19 protein-coding genes and 5 tRNA genes are annotated in these 16,195 nt (G+C 69.2%); 18 read left to right on the top strand and 6 right to left on the bottom strand.

Features of this window, described 5'->3' with window-relative positions; genetic code table 11:
- The first annotated feature begins 41 nt into the window (after positions 1–41).
- From BN159_RS13920 to BN159_RS13885, 8 genes are all read left to right on the top strand, one after another.
- Positions 42–818 (top strand): fumarylacetoacetate hydrolase family protein, encoded by a 777-nt coding sequence (locus BN159_RS13920; RefSeq protein WP_015657614.1) that lies wholly within the window; start codon positions 42–44, stop codon positions 816–818.
- Entirely contained in the window at positions 811–2,295 is a 1,485-nt protein-coding gene (gltX, locus tag BN159_RS13915) for a glutamate--tRNA ligase (RefSeq protein ID WP_015657613.1), read from the top strand. The genes BN159_RS13920 and gltX overlap by 8 nt, the downstream gene beginning before the upstream one ends.
- A gap of 95 nt (positions 2,296–2,390) precedes the next feature.
- Positions 2,391–3,122: an HAD family hydrolase gene (locus BN159_RS13910; RefSeq protein ID WP_015657612.1), complete on the top strand. Its 732-nt coding sequence runs from the start codon at positions 2,391–2,393 to the stop codon at positions 3,120–3,122.
- A 91-nt stretch (positions 3,123–3,213) separates the two neighbouring features.
- Positions 3,214–3,285 (top strand) — tRNA-Gln (locus BN159_RS13905).
- A 21-nt stretch (positions 3,286–3,306) separates the two neighbouring features.
- Positions 3,307–3,379: transfer RNA gene (locus BN159_RS13900), tRNA-Glu, on the top strand.
- A 29-nt stretch (positions 3,380–3,408) separates the two neighbouring features.
- Positions 3,409–3,481: transfer RNA gene (locus BN159_RS13895), tRNA-Glu, on the top strand.
- Positions 3,482–3,501: 20 nt separating this feature from the next.
- A tRNA-Gln gene (locus BN159_RS13890) sits at positions 3,502–3,573 on the top strand.
- A 29-nt stretch (positions 3,574–3,602) separates the two neighbouring features.
- A tRNA-Glu gene (locus BN159_RS13885) sits at positions 3,603–3,675 on the top strand.
- Positions 3,676–3,723: 48 nt separating this feature from the next.
- On the opposite strand, the gene BN159_RS13880 is transcribed toward BN159_RS13885, so the two are convergent.
- Positions 3,724–4,368, bottom strand: coding sequence for a MerR family transcriptional regulator (locus BN159_RS13880; protein WP_015657611.1), 645 nt, complete (start codon positions 4,366–4,368; stop codon positions 3,724–3,726).
- Between the two features lie 86 nt (positions 4,369–4,454).
- Here BN159_RS13880 and BN159_RS13875 point away from each other — a divergent pair, with 86 nt between their 5' ends.
- Complete coding sequence (locus BN159_RS13875) at positions 4,455–4,973, top strand: DUF4188 domain-containing protein (protein ID WP_015657610.1); 519 nt, start codon at positions 4,455–4,457, stop codon at positions 4,971–4,973.
- 68 nt (positions 4,974–5,041) lie between these two features.
- Here the strand turns inward: BN159_RS13875 and ndgR are convergent, their stop codons facing one another.
- Positions 5,042–5,758, bottom strand: a complete 717-nt coding sequence (ndgR, locus tag BN159_RS13870; RefSeq protein ID WP_010984119.1) for an IclR family transcriptional regulator NdgR — start codon at positions 5,756–5,758, stop codon at positions 5,042–5,044.
- A 191-nt stretch (positions 5,759–5,949) separates the two neighbouring features.
- Between ndgR and leuC the strand changes: the two genes are divergently transcribed.
- The 4 genes from leuC (at position 5,950) to BN159_RS13850 (ending at position 9,267) form a co-directional block, all read left to right on the top strand.
- Positions 5,950–7,380, top strand: coding sequence for a 3-isopropylmalate dehydratase large subunit (gene leuC / locus BN159_RS13865; protein WP_015657609.1), 1,431 nt, complete (start codon positions 5,950–5,952; stop codon positions 7,378–7,380).
- A 6-nt stretch (positions 7,381–7,386) separates the two neighbouring features.
- Complete coding sequence (leuD, locus tag BN159_RS13860) at positions 7,387–7,980, top strand: 3-isopropylmalate dehydratase small subunit (RefSeq protein ID WP_015657608.1); 594 nt, start codon at positions 7,387–7,389, stop codon at positions 7,978–7,980.
- Between the two features lie 277 nt (positions 7,981–8,257).
- Positions 8,258–8,491: an SCO5555 family protein gene (locus tag BN159_RS13855; protein ID WP_015657607.1), complete on the top strand. Its 234-nt coding sequence runs from the start codon at positions 8,258–8,260 to the stop codon at positions 8,489–8,491.
- A gap of 137 nt (positions 8,492–8,628) precedes the next feature.
- Positions 8,629–9,267: an HU family DNA-binding protein gene (locus tag BN159_RS13850; protein WP_015657606.1), complete on the top strand. Its 639-nt coding sequence runs from the start codon at positions 8,629–8,631 to the stop codon at positions 9,265–9,267.
- 80 nt (positions 9,268–9,347) lie between these two features.
- Here BN159_RS13850 and BN159_RS47055 read toward each other — a convergent pair whose 3' ends face one another.
- The gene (locus tag BN159_RS47055; RefSeq protein ID WP_015657605.1) at positions 9,348–9,551 is read right to left on the bottom strand and encodes a hypothetical protein; all 204 of its coding nucleotides are present in this window, start codon (positions 9,549–9,551) and stop codon (positions 9,348–9,350) included.
- Positions 9,552–9,621: 70 nt separating this feature from the next.
- The gene (gene cofC / locus BN159_RS13840) at positions 9,622–10,260 is read right to left on the bottom strand and encodes a 2-phospho-L-lactate guanylyltransferase (protein ID WP_015657604.1); all 639 of its coding nucleotides are present in this window, start codon (positions 10,258–10,260) and stop codon (positions 9,622–9,624) included.
- Positions 10,261–10,414: 154 nt separating this feature from the next.
- Here cofC and BN159_RS13835 point away from each other — a divergent pair, with 154 nt between their 5' ends.
- From BN159_RS13835 to BN159_RS13825, 3 genes are read left to right on the top strand one after another with little or no spacing between them, the layout of a single operon-like run.
- Positions 10,415–11,194, top strand: a complete 780-nt coding sequence (locus BN159_RS13835) for a lysophospholipid acyltransferase family protein (RefSeq protein ID WP_015657603.1) — start codon at positions 10,415–10,417, stop codon at positions 11,192–11,194.
- Positions 11,191–12,201, top strand: coding sequence for an NAD(P)H-dependent glycerol-3-phosphate dehydrogenase (locus tag BN159_RS13830; RefSeq protein WP_015657602.1), 1,011 nt, complete (start codon positions 11,191–11,193; stop codon positions 12,199–12,201). The genes BN159_RS13835 and BN159_RS13830 overlap by 4 nt, the downstream gene beginning before the upstream one ends.
- 59 nt (positions 12,202–12,260) lie before the next feature.
- Entirely contained in the window at positions 12,261–13,418 is a 1,158-nt protein-coding gene (locus BN159_RS13825; RefSeq protein WP_015657601.1) for a D-alanine--D-alanine ligase family protein, read from the top strand.
- Position 13,419: 1 nt separating this feature from the next.
- Here the strand turns inward: BN159_RS13825 and BN159_RS13820 are convergent, their stop codons facing one another.
- Together BN159_RS13820 and BN159_RS13815 are read right to left on the bottom strand one after the other, a co-directional pair.
- Entirely contained in the window at positions 13,420–13,920 is a 501-nt protein-coding gene (locus BN159_RS13820) for a DUF3515 domain-containing protein (protein WP_015657600.1), read from the bottom strand.
- Between the two features lie 20 nt (positions 13,921–13,940).
- Entirely contained in the window at positions 13,941–14,174 is a 234-nt protein-coding gene (locus BN159_RS13815) for an Lrp/AsnC family transcriptional regulator (RefSeq protein WP_003997603.1), read from the bottom strand.
- A 206-nt stretch (positions 14,175–14,380) separates the two neighbouring features.
- Between BN159_RS13815 and BN159_RS13810 the strand changes: the two genes are divergently transcribed.
- Together BN159_RS13810 and thiD are read left to right on the top strand one after the other, a co-directional pair.
- Positions 14,381–15,346: a thiamine-phosphate kinase gene (locus tag BN159_RS13810; RefSeq protein ID WP_015657599.1), complete on the top strand. Its 966-nt coding sequence runs from the start codon at positions 14,381–14,383 to the stop codon at positions 15,344–15,346.
- Positions 15,343–16,137 (top strand): bifunctional hydroxymethylpyrimidine kinase/phosphomethylpyrimidine kinase, encoded by a 795-nt coding sequence (thiD, locus tag BN159_RS13805; RefSeq protein WP_015657598.1) that lies wholly within the window; start codon positions 15,343–15,345, stop codon positions 16,135–16,137. Before BN159_RS13810 ends, thiD begins: the two co-directional genes overlap by 4 nt.
- The last annotated feature ends 58 nt before the right edge of the window (positions 16,138–16,195 follow it).

Raw genomic sequence — 16,195 nt, 5'->3', positions numbered from 1 at the left:
TAGCCTGGAGCGTCAGTCTCCAGCCGCTTCAAAGGGGCCCCGTGCGCATCGCCAGATTCTCCATCGACGGGAACGTCGCCTTCGGCGCGGTCGAGGGCGACAAGCCTGACGAACTCGTCCTCGACATCATCAAGGGCATCCCGTTCGCGGAATTCGAGCTCTCCGGCACGAAGGTCCCGCTCAGCAAGGTGCGGCTGCTGCCCCCGGTGCTCCCCAACAAGGTCGTGGCCTTCGGCCGCAACTACGCCGAGCACGCGAAGGAACTGGGCAACGAGGTCCCGGACGCGCCCTTCGCCTTCTTCAAGCCCTCGACCTCCGTCATCGGCCCCGGCGACGAGATCCAGTACCCCTCCTTCTCCGAGGAACTGCACCACGAGGCCGAGCTGGCCGTGGTCATCGGCCGGATGTGCCGCGAGGTCCCGCGCGAACGCGTCAAGGACGTGATCCTCGGCTACACCTGCGCCAACGACATCACCGCCCGCGACGTACAACGGCGCGAGAAGCAGTGGGCCCGGGCCAAGGGCTTCGACACCTCCTGCCCGCTGGGCCCCTGGGTGGAGACCGACCTGGACCCCTCCGACCTGACCGTCCAGCTCACGGTCAACGGGCAACAGCGGCAGCTCGGCCGCACCAGCGAGATGATCCACTCCATCGAGGATCTGATCGTCAACATCACCGAGGCCATGACGCTGCTCCCCGGCGACGTGATCCTCACGGGCACCCCCGCGGGGGTCGGCCCCCTCGCTGTCGGCGACGAGGTCTCCGTCAGCATCGAAGGCATCGGCACTCTCACCAACAAGGTTGTCAAGCGTGGCTAGCGCACCCGCCTCCCCCGTCCGCGTCCGTTTCTGCCCGTCGCCGACCGGCAACCCCCATGTGGGCCTGGTCCGCACCGCCCTGTTCAACTGGGCGTTCGCCAAGCACCACGGCGGCACTCTGGTCTTCCGCATCGAGGACACCGACGCGGCCCGCGACTCGGAGGAGTCGTACAACCAGCTGCTGGACTCGATGCGCTGGCTGGGCTTCGACTGGGACGAGGGCCCCGAGATCGGCGGCCCGCACGCGCCCTACCGCCAGTCGCAGCGCATGGACCTGTACAAGGACGTCGCGCAGAAGCTGCTGGACGGCGGCTACGCCTACCGCTGCTACTGCTCCCAGGAGGAGCTGGACACCCGCCGCGAGGCCGCCCGCGCGGCCGGCAAGCCCTCCGGCTACGACGGCCACTGCCGCGACCTCTCCGCGGCGCAGGTCGCCGAGTACCAGGCCCAGGGCCGCGAGCCGATCGTCCGCTTCCGGATGCCCGACGAGACGATCACCTTCACCGACCTGGTCCGCGGCGAACTGACCTTCACCGCGGAGAACGTCCCGGACTACGGCATCGTCCGCGCGAACGGCGCCCCGCTCTACACGCTCGTCAATCCGGTCGACGACGCCCTGATGGAGATCACGCACGTCCTGCGCGGCGAGGACCTGCTCTCCTCGACGCCCCGTCAGATCGCCTTGTACAAGGCGCTGATGGAGCTCGGCATCGCGAAGCAGATTCCCTCCTTCGGTCACCTGCCGTACGTCATGGGCGAGGGCAACAAGAAGCTCTCGAAGCGTGACCCGCAGTCCTCGCTGAACCTCTACCGCGAGCGCGGCTTCCTCCCCGAGGGCCTGCTCAACTACCTCTCCCTGCTGGGCTGGTCGCTCTCGGCCGACCAGGACATCTTCACGATGGACGAGATGGTCGCGGCCTTCGACATCGCCGACGTGAACCCCAACCCGGCCCGCTTCGACCTGAAGAAGTGCGAGTCGATCAACGGCGACCACATCCGCATGCTCGATGTGAAGGACTTCACCGAGCGCTGCGCCCCCTGGCTGAAGGCCCCGCACGCCCCCTGGGCCCCGGAGGACTTCGACGAGTCGAAGTGGCAGGCGATCGCCCCGCACGCCCAGACCCGTCTGAAGGTCCTCTCGGAGATCACGGACAACGTCGACTTCCTGTTCCTGGCGGAGCCGGTCTTCGACGAGCCGTCCTGGACGAAGGCGATGAAGGAGGGCTCCGACGCCATGCTCCGTACGGCCCGCGAGAACCTGGAGTCGGCGGACTGGGCCTCCCCGGAGTCCCTCAAGGAGGCCGTCCTGACCGCCGGCGAGGCCCACGGCCTCAAGCTCGGCAAGGCCCAGGCCCCGGTCCGCGTGGCCGTCACCGGCCGCACGGTCGGCCTCCCCCTCTTCGAGTCACTGGAAGTCCTGGGCAAGGAGACGACGCTGACCCGCATCGACGCGGCACTGGCGAAGCTCGCTGCGTGACCCGAGCCACAGGTGAGGGGCGGCACCCGGAGAACGGGGCCGCCCCTCCGGCATTGCCGGGACGCGCGTACCGCCCCGGAGTTACGGTCGGACCCATGAGCATTCGCGCCGTGGTCTGGGACGTTGACGACACCCTCTTCGATTACACGACCGCGGACCGCGAGGGCATGCGGGCGCATCTGGTGGCCGAGGGACTGATGGGCCGGTACGGCACCGCGGAGCAGGCTCTCGACCGGTGGCGGGAGATCACCGACCGGCAGTGGGCGCGGTTCTCGGCGGGCGAGGCGAGCTTCGAGGGGCAGCGGCGCGACCGGGTGCGGGTGTTCCTGGACGCGGAGCTGAGCGACGCCGAGGCCGATGACTGGTTCCAGCGGTACTTGGCGCACTACGAGGCAGCCTGGGCGCTCTTCCCGGACGTCCTGCCGGTGCTGGACTCTCTCGCCGGCAGTCATCGGCATGCCGTGCTGTCCAACTCCAGCCTGCACGTCCAGGACCGCAAGCTGCGGGTTCTCGGTGTGCACGACCGGTTCGAGGCGATCCTGTGCGCCGCGGAACTCGGTGTCTCCAAGCCCGAGGCCGCCGCCTTCCTCGCGGCCTGCGAGGCGCTGGGTCTGCCCCCGCACCAGGTGGCGTACGTCGGGGACCATCCGGAGATCGACGGGCGGGGCGCCGCCGACGCCGGACTGCTGTCCGTCTGGATCGATCGCGGCACCGCGTCCGCCGGCGCCGACGCACCTGTCGGCCCGCACCGGATCGGCACCCTCGCCGAACTCCCCGCGATCCTCGGCTCGGATACCCGTTTTGGAGCCCCGTCCACCTTCGGGTAATGTTCTTTCTGCGCCGCCGAGGAGCGGGCCGAAAGGCCGGTGAACGGAGGCGCAAGCTAGAACAAAATCCCCTCTGGGGCTTGCGTTCCAGTGGCCTATGGTGTAATTGGCAGCACGACTGATTCTGGTTCAGTTAGTCTTGGTTCGAGTCCAGGTAGGCCAGCTCGCAGAGCTTATCTGCAACGCCCCCGTTGTGTAGCGGCCTAGCACGCTGCCCTCTCAAGGCAGTAGCGCCGGTTCGAATCCGGTCGGGGGTACGGTGATCTCCTTCGAGATGATCGCTAGGGCCCCCGTTGTGTAGCGGCCTAGCACGCCGCCCTCTCAAGGCGGTAGCGCCGGTTCGAATCCGGTCGGGGGTACTGTCTGGTCTAAACCACATTGGTCTATGGTGTAATTGGCAGCACGACTGATTCTGGTTCAGTTAGTCTTGGTTCGAGTCCAGGTAGACCAGCTCGGACCTGCGGAAACGCAGTGTCCAACGCCCCCGTTGTGTAGCGGCCTAGCACGCCGCCCTCTCAAGGCGGTAGCGCCGGTTCGAATCCGGTCGGGGGTACATCCGGCAAAGGCCCTTCACCTCGCGGTGGAGGGCCTTTCGCGTTGCCTACTCCAAGCCGTACCGCCGCGAGGACTCCTCCTCCTGGGCCAGCCGGTGCAGCGCCCTGAGCATCGGCTCGACCAGCACCACGCCCAGCACCGCGACCTCCGCCTTCTCGGCCTCCGTCACATGCGACTCCATGAACTCCATGTCCAGCTCGGCCACTTGGTGCATCAGCCGGGCGTAGGGCACGAGGGTTTCGATGCTCCACTCGTAACCGATCCGCCGTAGCGCGGCCGCCGCCACCACGAGGGAGCGGAAGGAGGGCGAGAGCGTCGTCAGGGACTGCGCGTGGGACCAGCCCAGCTTGGCGAGCAGCTCCTCCATCGCGATCCGCGCGCCCTGCACGAACTCGTCGTCCGCGTCCGGCTCCGGCACCTGTGGCAGTGCCCACACCGAGGCGCCCAGGCGCATGGTGCGGGGCAGGGAGTCGTCGTCGACATGGCCCAGCACCTCCCGGACCGTCGCCACCGGCACCCGGCCGACCTGGATCATCGCGCGTACCAGCCGCAGCCGGCGCAGATGCTCCTCGTCGTACTCGGCCGTCGTCGCGTTGATCTGGTGACCCGGCGCCAACAGGCCCTCACGCAGGTAGTACTTGATCGTCGCGGTGGACACACCGCTGCGCTCGCTGAGTTCGGCCAGCCGCATCCCTTGACGCCTTTCCTTGGGCAGTGCCACTATCCAAGCACCGACCAAAAGGATAGTTCAGCTATCCAATATGGGGGAGGGGTCGCATGGTGACGAAGCCGGTGCTGGAGCGTACGACCGCGGATGCCAAGGGCGATGTCGTGGTCCTGCTCATCGGGATGCGCATCAACCGCTTCTGGGCGGTGCACCACTGGCTGCCGGTGCTCGCGGCGATGCCGCGGATGCTGCGCGAGCTGAGCAAGGACCGCAGCCAGGGACTGCTCAGCCACGTCCTGCTCACCGCGTCACCGCGGACGTACTACGTGGTGCAGTACTGGGAGTCCAAGGAGAAGCTCTACGCCTACGCGCACTCGCCGCGGATGCTGCACCACAAGGCGTGGGCGATCATCAACCGCAAGGAACGCGAGGGCAAGCCGCGCGGGCACGTGGGGCTCTGGCACGAGGCCTATGTGGTGCCCGAGGGCTCGTACGAGTCCATCTACGCGGACATGCCGGCCTTCGGGCTCGCCGCGGCGCACGGGCAGGTGCCCCTGGAGCGGCGCGGGCGCACCGCGAAGGACCGGTTCGCGCACCGGACGGCCGAGGCGCACAAGGAGACTGCCTGACCCAAGGGGGGAGTCGAGGGGGGCCTGCCGCGGCGTTGAGGCAGGTCCCCCTCGGCGTCGTCCGGAGGTCAGCCGGTGCGGCGCAGGGCCTCGGAGAGGCGGCCGGCGGCGTCGATGACCGCCTGCGCGTGCATCCGGCCCGGGTGGCGGGTCAGGCGCTCGATGGGGCCGGAGACCGACACGGCGGCCACCACGCGGTTGGAGGGGCCGCGCACGGGCGCGGAGACCGAGGCCACGCCCGGCTCGCGCTCACCGATCGACTGGGCCCAGCCGCGGCGCCGTACGCCCGACAGGGCCGTCGCCGTGAAGCGGGCGCCCTGGAGGCCGCGGTGCAGGCGCTCGGGCTCCTCCCAGGCCATGAGGATCTGGGCGGAGGAGCCCGCCTTCATCGTGAGCGTCGAGCCGACCGGGACCGTGTCCCTGAGGCCGGACAGGCGCTCCGCCGCGGCGACGCAGATGCGCATGTCGCCCTGGCGGCGATAGAGCTGGGCGCTCTCGCCCGTGACATCGCGGAGGTGGGTGAGGACCGGGCCCGCCGTGGCGAGGAGACGGTCCTCGCCGGCCGCCGCGGCCAGCTCCGCCAGCCGAGGGCCGAGAATGAAACGGCCCTGCATGTCGCGCGCCACCATACGGTGGTGTTCCAATGCCACGGCCAGACGATGGGCCGTGGGTCGTGCGAGTCCGGTGGCCGCCACAAGCCCCGCGAGGGTGGCAGGCCCGGACTCCAGGGCGCTCAGGACAAGGGCTGCCTTGTCCAGAACGCCGACGCCGCTACTGTTGTCCATGAAACGATACTCACGTCTCACTCTGTGAAACGCAAGTTCCTTTTTTCGTGAGACGCGCAACCCTTGGAGACACAGCGGCCCGCAGACCAACGGGCCTGGCGGCGGCTGCCCGGTGATCCAGGGGTGCGGGCGCCGCTTCCGGAAGATCTCTAGTTGGGCCGGGCACACCTTTGCCGGCCGGAGGGAAAGCGATGGGTAGGACACTCGCGGAGAAGGTCTGGGACGACCACGTCGTCCGGCGCGCCGAGGGCGAGCCCGATCTCCTCTTCATCGATCTGCACCTGCTGCACGAGGTGACCAGCCCGCAGGCCTTCGACGGTCTGCGCAAGAGCGGCCGCCAGGTCCGCCGGCTCGACCTGACCATCGCCACCGAGGATCACAACACCCCGACCCTCGACATCGACAAGCCCATCGCCGACCCGGTCTCCCGGGTCCAGCTGGAGACGCTGCGCAAGAACGCCGCCGAGTTCGGCGTGCGGCTGCACCCGCTGGGCGACGTCGAGCAGGGCGTCGTGCACGTCGTCGGCCCGCAGCTGGGTCTGACCCAGCCCGGTATGACCGTGGTCTGCGGCGACTCCCACACCTCCACGCACGGCGCCTTCGGCGGCCTCGCGTTCGGCATCGGCACCTCTCAGGTCGAGCATGTGCTGGCCACCCAGACGCTGCCGCTGGTCCGCCCGAAGACCATGGCCATCACGGTCGACGGCGAACTGCCCGACGGCGTCACCGCCAAGGACCTGATCCTGGCGATCATCGCCAGGATCGGCACGGGTGGCGGCCAGGGCTACGTCCTGGAGTACCGCGGCTCCGCCATCGAGAAGCTCTCGATGGAGGCCCGGATGACCATCTGCAACATGTCCATCGAGGCCGGTGCCCGCGCGGGCATGATCGCCCCCGACCAGACCACCTTCGACTACCTGGAGGGCCGTCCGCACGCCCCCAAGGGCGAGGACTGGGACGCGGCCGTCGCGTACTGGAAGACCCTGAAGACGGACGAGGACGCCGAGTTCGACGCCGAGGTCGTCATCGAGGCCGCCGAACTGTCGCCGTTCGTCACCTGGGGTACCAACCCCGGTCAGGGCGCGCCGCTTTCGGCGTCCGTCCCCGACCCTGCTTCGTACGAAGACGCTTCGGAGCGCCTGGCCGCCGAAAAGGCCCTGGAATACATGGGGTTGGAGGCCGGTCAGCCGCTCAGCTCCATCAAGGTGGACACCGTCTTCGTAGGCTCCTGCACCAACGGCCGCATCGAGGACCTGCGCGCCGCCGCCGAACTCGTCAAGGGCCGCAAAGTCGCCGACGGCGTACGGATGCTGGTCGTCCCCGGCTCCGCGCGGGTGGGTCTCCAGGCCGTCTCCGAGGGCCTGGACGTGGTCTTCAAGGAGGCCGGCGCCGAATGGCGGCACGCGGGCTGCTCGATGTGCCTCGGCATGAACCCCGACCAGCTGGCCCCCGGTGAGCGCTCCGCGTCCACCTCCAACCGCAACTTCGAGGGCAGGCAGGGCAAGGGCGGCCGTACGCATCTGGTGTCGCCGCAGGTCGCGGCCGCCACCGCCGTGCTGGGCCACCTGGCCTCCCCGGCCGATCTGTCCGACGCCGAGACCCGTACGCCCGCTGGAGTCTGAGAAGTCATGGAAGCATTCACCACGCACACCGGCCGGGGCGTCCCGCTGCGCCGTTCCAACGTCGACACCGACCAGATCATCCCTGCTCACTGGCTCAAGAAGGTGACCCGGGACGGTTTCGAGGACGGGCTGTTCGAGGCCTGGCGCAAGGACGGGTCGTTCATCCTCAACCAGCCCGAGCGGCAGGGCGCCACGGTGCTGGTCGCCGGTCCCGACTTCGGTACCGGATCCTCCCGTGAGCACGCCGTCTGGGCGCTCCAGAACTACGGCTTCAAGGCCGTCATCTCCTCCCGGTTCGCCGATATCTTCCGCGGCAACTCGCTCAAGAACGGCCTGCTCACGGTGGTTCTGGAGCAGAAGATCGTGGACGCGCTGTGGGACCTCGTCGAGGAGGACCCCGAGGCCGAGATCACCGTCGACCTGGAGAACCGCGAGGTGCGCGCCGAGGGCGTCACCGCCTCCTTCGAGCTGGACGAGAACTCCCGCTGGCGGCTGCTGAACGGGCTGGACGACATCTCCATCACCCTCCAGAACGAGGCCGACATCGCCGCGTACGAGGCCAAGCGGCCCTCGTACAAGCCGCAGACGCTCCAGGCGTGACACCGGACGGCCTCCGGAGCAACTGAACAGGTCGAGATTCGGCCACCGGAACACCCCCGTTGTACCCCCGATCAGCCCGATCGGGGGTACAGCTGTGTCTCCACCCGAACGGCTCCGCGCACGTCGGTGGCCGCGCACAACTTCCCACGTTAGGAGGGGTGTTGTTGGGGTAGGCGAGCCTTCAAGCCAAGACCGCCGCGCGTGCTTCGACGGCCGTTTGAGGCGGCAGTTGCACCCTGAGCAGGCGACAACTCGCCCCAGATGGCACAATCTGTGCATGGAACACGACGGCCAACTCCAGCTCTACGCGGCGGTCGCGGACCAACTCAAGGAAGCGCACACAAGAGTGCGTGCACTGCAAGTCCCGGAGGGCGTACGGATGGCGCTGACCCGGAAGCTGCTGGTCATTACGGCCGCGGCCAAGCACGATCTCGCCGATGCGGCAAGGCGTCTGGAGGCGTTCAAGGCAGACCTCGACGCGGGTCGACTCCCCGATGACGAGGAACGCTGAGAGCTCCAGAGAGCGTCGAGTCCGTTGCGGCACAAGGGTGATAAGCCCGTTTCGTGTTTGATTTGCGGTATATATCTGCCTAACGTGCGAAAAAGCTTGAACACTTTCGTTCTGGCGATGTCTCCGAAGGGGAAGACGTGAACAAGGCGCAGCTCGTAGAAGCGATTGCCGACAAGATGGGCGGCCGTCAGCAGGCCGCCGATGCTGTCGACCACGTACTGGACGCGATCGTCCGCGCGGTCGTCTCGGGTGAGCGGGTCTCCGTCACCGGCTTCGGTTCGTTCGAGAAGGTCGACCGCCCCGCCCGTTACGCCCGCAACCCCCAGACGGGCGAGCGGGTTCGGGTCAAGAAGACCTCCGTTCCGCGCTTCCGCGCGGGCCAGGGCTTCAAGGACCTGGTGAGCGGCTCGAAGAAGCTCCCGCGGGGCGGCGAGGTCGCCGTGAAGAAGGCACCCAAGGGGAGCCTGACCGGCGGGGCTGCCGCGACGGTCAAGAAGGCCGCGGCCAAGAAGACCGCCGCGAAGAAGGCCACCACCGCGAAGAAGGCCGTGGCCAAGAAGACCACGGCGGCCGCGAAGAAGACCACGGCGAAGAAGACGACCGCGAAGAAGACCACCGCGGCCGCGAAGAAGACCGCCGCGAAGAAGGCCACCACGGCCAAGAAGGCCACCGCCAAGAAGGCGCCGGCGAAGAAGGCGACCGCCAAGAAGGCCCCGGCCAAGAAGTCGACGGCTCGCAAGACCACCGCCAAGAAGACCACCGCCCGCAAGAGGTAGGGGCGCACGGGTACTCACGCGCCGGGCCGGACTCCCTGGGGAGTCCGGCCCGCGGCGCGTTTTGGGGTCTGCTCGAAGGCTTACAGGGTTTGCAGCGTGACGAGGGTGATGCGGGGCTTGTCCTTCGGGCCCTCTGTCTCGATGCGTACGCGTTGTCCGGGGCGCAGCAGGCGCAGTCCGCCCGCGTCGAACGCCGCGGTGTCGAAGGGGACGGGGGTGCCGTCGTCCAGGAGGACCTGTCCGCTCCTGGTCCGGGGGTCGTACGTGTATGCGGTGGCCTGCATGGGGCTCAGCGTACGCGGTGGTGGTCGTGGGGGGATCTGTTGTCGGTCGACTGCCGCGCGGTGCGGGGAGCTACAGGCCCGCAATCACCAGATGTGCCGACACTGCCGCTGTGCGCGGGCCCACCCCCAGTGCCAGCGCCGCTCGTAGATCATCCCCGGTGTCCACGTCCTGGCGTACCGAATCGACGTCGGTGAGGGGGAGTTCCGTGGCCCCCGAGGTGCGGTGGCGGGTGCGGGAATCCGGGCCGAACTCTGGGTGCAATTCCCGGCCCGGTGCGGCGGTCAGCAGTGTCGTGCCGATTGCTGCTGCATCGGGCAGAAAAGCACGGTGGAATTGCGCGGCCGAGTCCAGTACTCGGGCCAATTCAAGCGGGCGCAGTGCGGGAAGGTCCGCGTTCAAAGCCGCCACGGCGCTTTCGGGGCGGGACGAGCGCACGACCGCCGCCCCATGCGCCAGCGCCGCGTTCAGGCCGTCGTCCGGCTCGTCGGGGACGATCCGGGCGCCCAGGGCGGACAGCTCCCGGGCGGCCAGGGCGTCGTCCGTGACGACTGCCACATCGCGGACCGCGGGGCTGGCCAGCGCCGCTGCCACGGTGTCCTGCGCGAAGGCCAGGGCGAGGGCCGGGCGCAGCCCGTCGGCCGCGGTGTCCGCGAGCCTGCTCTTGGCCCGCGCCAGAGGCTTCAGGGGTATGACCAAGGTCCACTGCACGCGCGTTCGTACCTCTCTTGTCGCGGCCATTGTCACCCGGCTTTCACATGAGCCATCTGGCGGTCCGGTCAGTGGGGCGTACGGTGTTCTCGACAGACGGTCGGCCTGGGGCGACACTTGTGCGGCCCCCCAGGCTCTAGAGGAAGGTGTCCGCGTGCCCCGCCGCAGAATCGGCTTCTGGTATCGCTTGGCAGCGGTGATCGCCAAACCACCGCTGGTGGTACTGATCAAGCGGGACTGGCGCGGAATGGAGCACATTCCGGCCCACGGCGGATTTATCACCGTGGTGAACCATAATTCGCACGTCGATCCCTTCGCCTACGCGCACTTTCAGTACAACACCGGCCGCGTTCCGCGATTCCTCGCCAAGAGCGGACTTTTCAAGAAGGGATTCGTCGGTGCCTTCATGCGCGGCACCGGGCAGATCCCCGTCTATCGCGAGACCACGGACGCGCTCAGCGCCTTCCGGGCCGCGATCGACGCCGTGGACCGCGGTGAATGCGTCGCCTTCTACCCCGAGGGCACCATCACCCGCGATCCCGACCAGTGGCCCATGACCGGCAAGACCGGTGCCGCGCGCGTGGCCCTTCAGACCAAGTGCCCGGTGATCCCGGTCGCGCAGTGGGGTGCCAACGAACTGCTGCCGCCGTACGCGAAGAAGCTCAACGTCCTTCCCCGCAAGACCTCGCGCGTGCTCGCGGGTCCGGCCGTGGACCTGTCGCGCTTCTACGACAAGGAGATGACCCCGGACCTCCTGAAGGAGGCCACCGAGGTCATCATGGCCGCCATCACGCGCCAGCTGGAGGAACTCCGCGGCGAGAAGGCGCCCGTCATGCCCTACGACCCGCGCAAGGAGCGGATCGAGCAGCGACGCAGGAGCCAGGCGGAGACCGGGCACGAGGCGCAGACCGGGCACGAGGAGAAGAGCAAGTGAGCAAGCCCGTCAAGGCGGCCGTCTTCGGCACCGGATCGTGGGGTACCGCCTTCGGCATGGTGCTCGCCGACGCGGGGTGCGAGGTCACCCTGTGGGGGCGCCGCCCGGAACTCGCCGAAGCGGTCAACTCCACGCGTACGAACCCGGACTACCTCCCCGGCGTGGAACTCCCGGAGAACCTGCGAGCCACCACCGACGCCGCCGAGGCGGCCCACGGCGCCGACTTCACCGTCCTCGCGGTCCCCTCGCAGACACTGCGCGGCAACCTCGCCGAGTGGACGCCGCTGCTGGCGCCGGACACGGTCCTCGTCTCGCTGATGAAGGGCGTCGAACTGGGCTCCGCGATGCGGATGAGCCAGGTGATCGAGGACGTCGCCAAGGTCGGCGCGAACCGGGTCGCCGTGGTCACCGGACCCAACCTCGCCCGGGAGATCGCCGCGCGGATGCCGGCCGCCGCCGTGGTCGCCTGCACCGACGAGTCCGTCGCCCAGCGGCTCCAGTCCGCCTGCCACACGCCGTACTTCAGGCCGTACACCGAGACGGACGTGGTCGGTTGTGAGCTCGGCGGTGCCGTGAAGAACGTCATCGGGCTCGCCGTCGGCATCGCGGACGGCATGGGGCTCGGCGACAACGCCAAGGGCTCGCTCATCACCCGCGGCCTCGCGGAGACCGCACGGCTCGGAGTGGCGCTCGGCGCCGACCCGCTGACCTTCTCCGGACTCGCCGGACTGGGCGACCTGGTGGCCACCTGCTCCTCGCCGCTGTCCCGCAACCACACCTTCGGCACCAACCTCGGCAAGGGCATGACCCTCCAGGAGACCATCGCGGTCACCAAGCAGACCGCCGAGGGCGTCAAGTCCTGTGAGTCGGTGCTGGATCTGGCCCGCAGGCACGGCGTCGACATGCCGATCACCGAGACGGTCGTCGCCATCGTCCACGAGGGCAAGCCCCCGGTGGTCGCCGTCAAGGAGCTGATGTCGCGCAGCGCGAAGCCGGAACGACGCTGAGCGACGCAGGTTCCGGGGCGCTGTATCAGGCCCGTACCAACGGGTACTCTCAACGCGATATGAGCACCGAGAACAGCCCCCAGAGCCCTCAGCAGCCGCCTCGCAAGCCGCGCGTGGCCGTCGTGTTCGGCGGCCGCAGCTCCGAGCACGGGATCTCCGTGGTCACCGCCGGCGCCGTCCTCAAGGCCATCGACCGGACCAAGTACGACGTCCTGCCGATCGGCATCACCCAGGACGGCCGCTGGGCGCTCACCGCCGACGAACCGGAACGGATGGCGATCACCGACCGCCGTACGCCCGATGTCGCGCAGCTCGCCGAGTCGAGCGAGGGCACCGTGGTGCTCCCCGTCGACCCCGGCAATCGCGAAGTCGTCTACAGCGAGCCGGGATCGGTGCCCAAGGCGCTCGGCGAGGTCGACGTCGTCTTCCCCGTCCTGCACGGCCCGTACGGCGAGGACGGCACCCTTCAGGGCCTCCTGGAGCTGTCCGGCGTCCCGTACGTGGGCGCCGGTGTGCTCGCCTCGGCCGTGGGCCAGGACAAGGAGTACATGAAGCGGGTGTTCACCTCCTTCGGGCTCAAGGTCGGCCCGTACGTGGTGATCCGGCCGCGCGAGTGGCAGCAGGACGAGTCGGCGGCGCGTAAGAAGATCGTCGACTTCGCCGGTGAGCACGGCTGGCCGCTGTTCGTGAAGCCCGCGCGCGCGGGTTCGTCGATCGGCATCACCAAGGTGGACGACCTGTCCGGCCTGGACGAGGCCATCGCCGAGGCGCAGCGTCACGACCCCAAGATCCTCGTCGAGGCGGCCCTGCGCGGCCGTGAGATCGAGTGCGGGGTGCTGGAGTTCGAGGACGGCCCGCGCGCCTCGGTGCCCGCGGAGATCCCGCCGCCGCAGGAGCACGCGTACTACGACTTCGAGGCGAAGTACATCGACTCGACCCCGGGCATCGTCCCGGCTCCGCTGACCGCCGAGGAGACCGCCGAGGTCCAGCAGCTCGCCGTGGACGCCTTCGAGGCGGCCTCCTGCGAGGGCCTGGTCCGCGCGGACTTCTTCCTCACCGAGGACGGCGAGTTCGTGATCAACGAGATCAACACGATGCCCGGCTTCACGCCGATCTCGATGTACCCGCAGATGTGGCAGGCGAGCGGCATCAGCTACCCGGAACTGGTGGACCGGCTGGTGCAGGCGGCGCTGCGCAGGTCGACCGGACTCCGCTGAGCTAGGAGGCGATCCCTTCGGGGATCGCCTTCTTGACGGCCTTGGCCAGGTCGATCAGCACGGCCGAGCTGTCGACCCCTTCGGGCACCGTCACCTCCACATATGCGGAGCGATTCGCGCAGGTGAAACGGTACGCCCCGCCCTCCTGCCGCTCCATCAGCCAGTCGACGCCGTTCACGCCGCCGGCCACCGCGTCCGCGTCGCCCCCCTCGGCCACCTTCGGATCGACCATCTTCGGCGGCCGGCTCACACCGCAGCGCAGTATGATCTCCGGGCCTCCCCAGCCAGCAGTCAGCGTCGAGGCGGGCTCGGGATCACGGCGGCTCTCACCGGCCACCTTCGTGGGCAGCGCTTTGTCCAGGTTCTGACACAGCCCCGCGACCTTCGCGCCCGGGGAGGGAACCGTCGCCGACCCGCTGTCGTCTGCTGAGGAGCAGCCCGCGACGGTGATCGACAGGACCAACGCGGGCAGACCGATGAGCCGGTGACGCAAAGAGTTCACCGGCCAAGGGTAGACGGGGGCTACAGATGGACGACGGGGCAGGTCAATGTACGGGTGATGCCGTCCACTTGCTGGACCTTGGCGACCACCATGCGGCCGAGGTCGTCTACGGTGTCGGCCTGCGCGCGCACAATCACGTCATACGGTCCTGTCACATCCTCGGCCTGGATGACTCCAGGGATCTTGCTGATCGTCTCGGCGACGGTCGACGCTTTGCCGACCTCCGTCTGGATCAGGATGTACGCCTGTACCACGGAACCTCCAGGGCGGCCACGAGGATCATGTGGGGAAAAGGAACGCCACGGTATCGCGTCGTCGCTCGTCACGGGGAGACCCGCGGGGGCCGAGGGTCCCGCGCCGGGGTGCAGGCACGACAGTGGTTGACGGTCACCTCGACCGTATCGAGGACAGTAGAGACACGCGACCGGGAACGGACAGGGACAGAAGGGGCGTAAGGGCAATGAAGGGCACTGTTGGTGAGCTGGGGGAGTTCGGGCTCATCAGGGAGCTCACCTCCCGTCTCACCACCACCCCGGCGGTCCGGGTCGGCCCCGGCGACGACGCCGCGGTGGTCGCCGCGCCCGACCGCAGGGTTGTGGCGAGCACCGACATCCTGGTGGAGGGCCGGCACTTCCGCCGCGACTGGTCCACCGCGTACGACGTGGGCCGCAAGGCGGCCGCGCAGAACCTCGCGGACATCGCGGCCATGGGCGCCGTACCGACCGCCCTGCTGCTCGGTCTGGTCGTCCCCGCCGAACTTCCGGTGACCTGGCCGACCGAGCTGATGGACGGCCTGCGCGACGAGTGCCAGGTGGCCGGCGCCTCCGTGGTCGGCGGTGATGTCGTACGCGGCGACTCGATCATGGTGTCGATCACCGCGCTCGGCGATCTGCGCAACCAGGAGCCCGTCACCCGGGCCGGCGCCCAGCCCGGCGACCTCGTCGCGGTGACCGGCTGGCTGGGCTGGTCCGCGGCCGGATACGCGGTGCTGTCCCGGGGGTTCCGCTCGCCGCGGGCCTTCGTGGAGGCGCACCGGCGCCCGGAGCCGCCGTATCACGCGGGGCCCGCCGCGGCGGGGCTCGGGGCGACCGCCATGTGCGACGTCAGCGACGGGCTGATCGCCGACCTCGGGCACATCGCCGAGGCCAGCAAGGTGCGGATCGACATCCGCTCCGGGGCGATCGACATCCCGTCCCAGATGAACGACATCGGGCAGGCCGTCGGCGTCGACCCCATGCAGTGGGTGCTGACCGGGGGAGAGGACCACGCGATCGTGGCGACCTTCCCGCCGGACGTGAAGCTGCCCGCCCGCTGGAAGGTCATCGGCGAGGTCCTCAACCCCTCGGCGCTGCCCCAGGTGACGGTCGACGGGGCGCCCTGGACCAGCAAGGGCGGCTGGGACCACTTCGGGGACATCGAGTCGTGAGCGCGCCGCCGAGGGTGCTCACGGTCGCGGGTTCCGACTCCGGTGGCGGGGCCGGGATCCAGGCCGACCTGAAGACGATGCTGGCCCTCGGCGTGCACGGCATGAGCGTGATCACCGCCGTCACCGCGCAGAACTCGCTGGGCGTGCAAGGCGCCTGGCCGCTGCCGGTGGAGGCGGTGCGCGCCCAGTACCGCAGCGTCGTCGACGACATCGGCGTCCAGGCGGTGAAGACCGGCATGCTCGCCTCCGCGGAACTCGTGGAGGCGGTGGCCGAGTTGATCGGCTCCACCGACGCCCCGGCCGTCGTCGACCCGGTGGGTGTCTCCAAGCACGGCGACTCGCTGCTGGCCGCCGCCGCGCTGGACTCCGTACGCACCAAGCTGCTGCCGGTGGCCACGGTCGCGACCCCGAACCTCGACGAAGTGGCTCAACTCACTGGTCTGCGCGTCGAGTCCGAGGACGATCTGTGCCGGGCCGCGGCGGCCGTGCTGGCGTACGGGCCGCGCTGGGTCGTGATCAAGGGCGGCCATCTCGCGGGCGACGCCGTGGATCTGCTCACCGACGGCTCCGAGGAGCACTGGCTGCGCGCACCGCGCCACGACAACCGGCACACCCACGGGACGGGCTGCACGCTCGCCTCGGCCATCGCCTCGGAGCTGGCGAAGGGCCGGGCCGTGCCGGAGGCGGTGACGGCGGCCAAGGAGTATGTCACGGGGGCCATCGCGGCCGGGTTCGCACTCGGCGGCGGGATCGGGCCCGTGGATCACGCCTGGGCGCTGAAGAGGCCCTGAAGGCCCTGAAGAGGCGCTGAGGGCATGCAAAAAGCCGGTCCACTCGAAGGTGGACCGG

The organism is Streptomyces davaonensis JCM 4913 (assembly GCF_000349325.1).
Classification (GTDB): Bacteria; Actinomycetota; Actinomycetes; order Streptomycetales; family Streptomycetaceae; genus Streptomyces; species Streptomyces davaonensis.
The sequence above is the reverse complement of the archived record's forward strand: the minus strand, read 5'-3'. Positions and strand labels throughout refer to the sequence as shown.

Bases quoted from the DNA above. Each gene is read 5' to 3' on its own strand.
- BN159_RS13910 (WP_015657612.1), top strand. From the start codon at position 2,391: ATGAGCATTCGCGCCGTGGTCTGGGACGTTGACGACACCCTCTTCGAT.
- BN159_RS13880 (WP_015657611.1), bottom strand. From the start codon at position 4,368: ATGCGGCTGGCCGAACTCAGCGAGCGCAGCGGTGTGTCCACCGCGACG.
- BN159_RS13875 (WP_015657610.1), top strand. From the start codon at position 4,455: ATGGTGACGAAGCCGGTGCTGGAGCGTACGACCGCGGATGCCAAGGGC.
- ndgR (WP_010984119.1), bottom strand. From the start codon at position 5,758: ATGGACAACAGTAGCGGCGTCGGCGTTCTGGACAAGGCAGCCCTTGTC.
- leuC (WP_015657609.1), top strand. From the start codon at position 5,950: ATGGGTAGGACACTCGCGGAGAAGGTCTGGGACGACCACGTCGTCCGG.
- leuD (WP_015657608.1), top strand. From the start codon at position 7,387: ATGGAAGCATTCACCACGCACACCGGCCGGGGCGTCCCGCTGCGCCGT.
- BN159_RS13855 (WP_015657607.1), top strand. From the start codon at position 8,258: ATGGAACACGACGGCCAACTCCAGCTCTACGCGGCGGTCGCGGACCAA.
- BN159_RS47055 (WP_015657605.1), bottom strand. From the start codon at position 9,551: ATGCAGGCCACCGCATACACGTACGACCCCCGGACCAGGAGCGGACAG.
- BN159_RS13825 (WP_015657601.1), top strand. From the start codon at position 12,261: ATGAGCACCGAGAACAGCCCCCAGAGCCCTCAGCAGCCGCCTCGCAAG.
- BN159_RS13810 (WP_015657599.1), top strand. From the start codon at position 14,381: ATGAAGGGCACTGTTGGTGAGCTGGGGGAGTTCGGGCTCATCAGGGAG.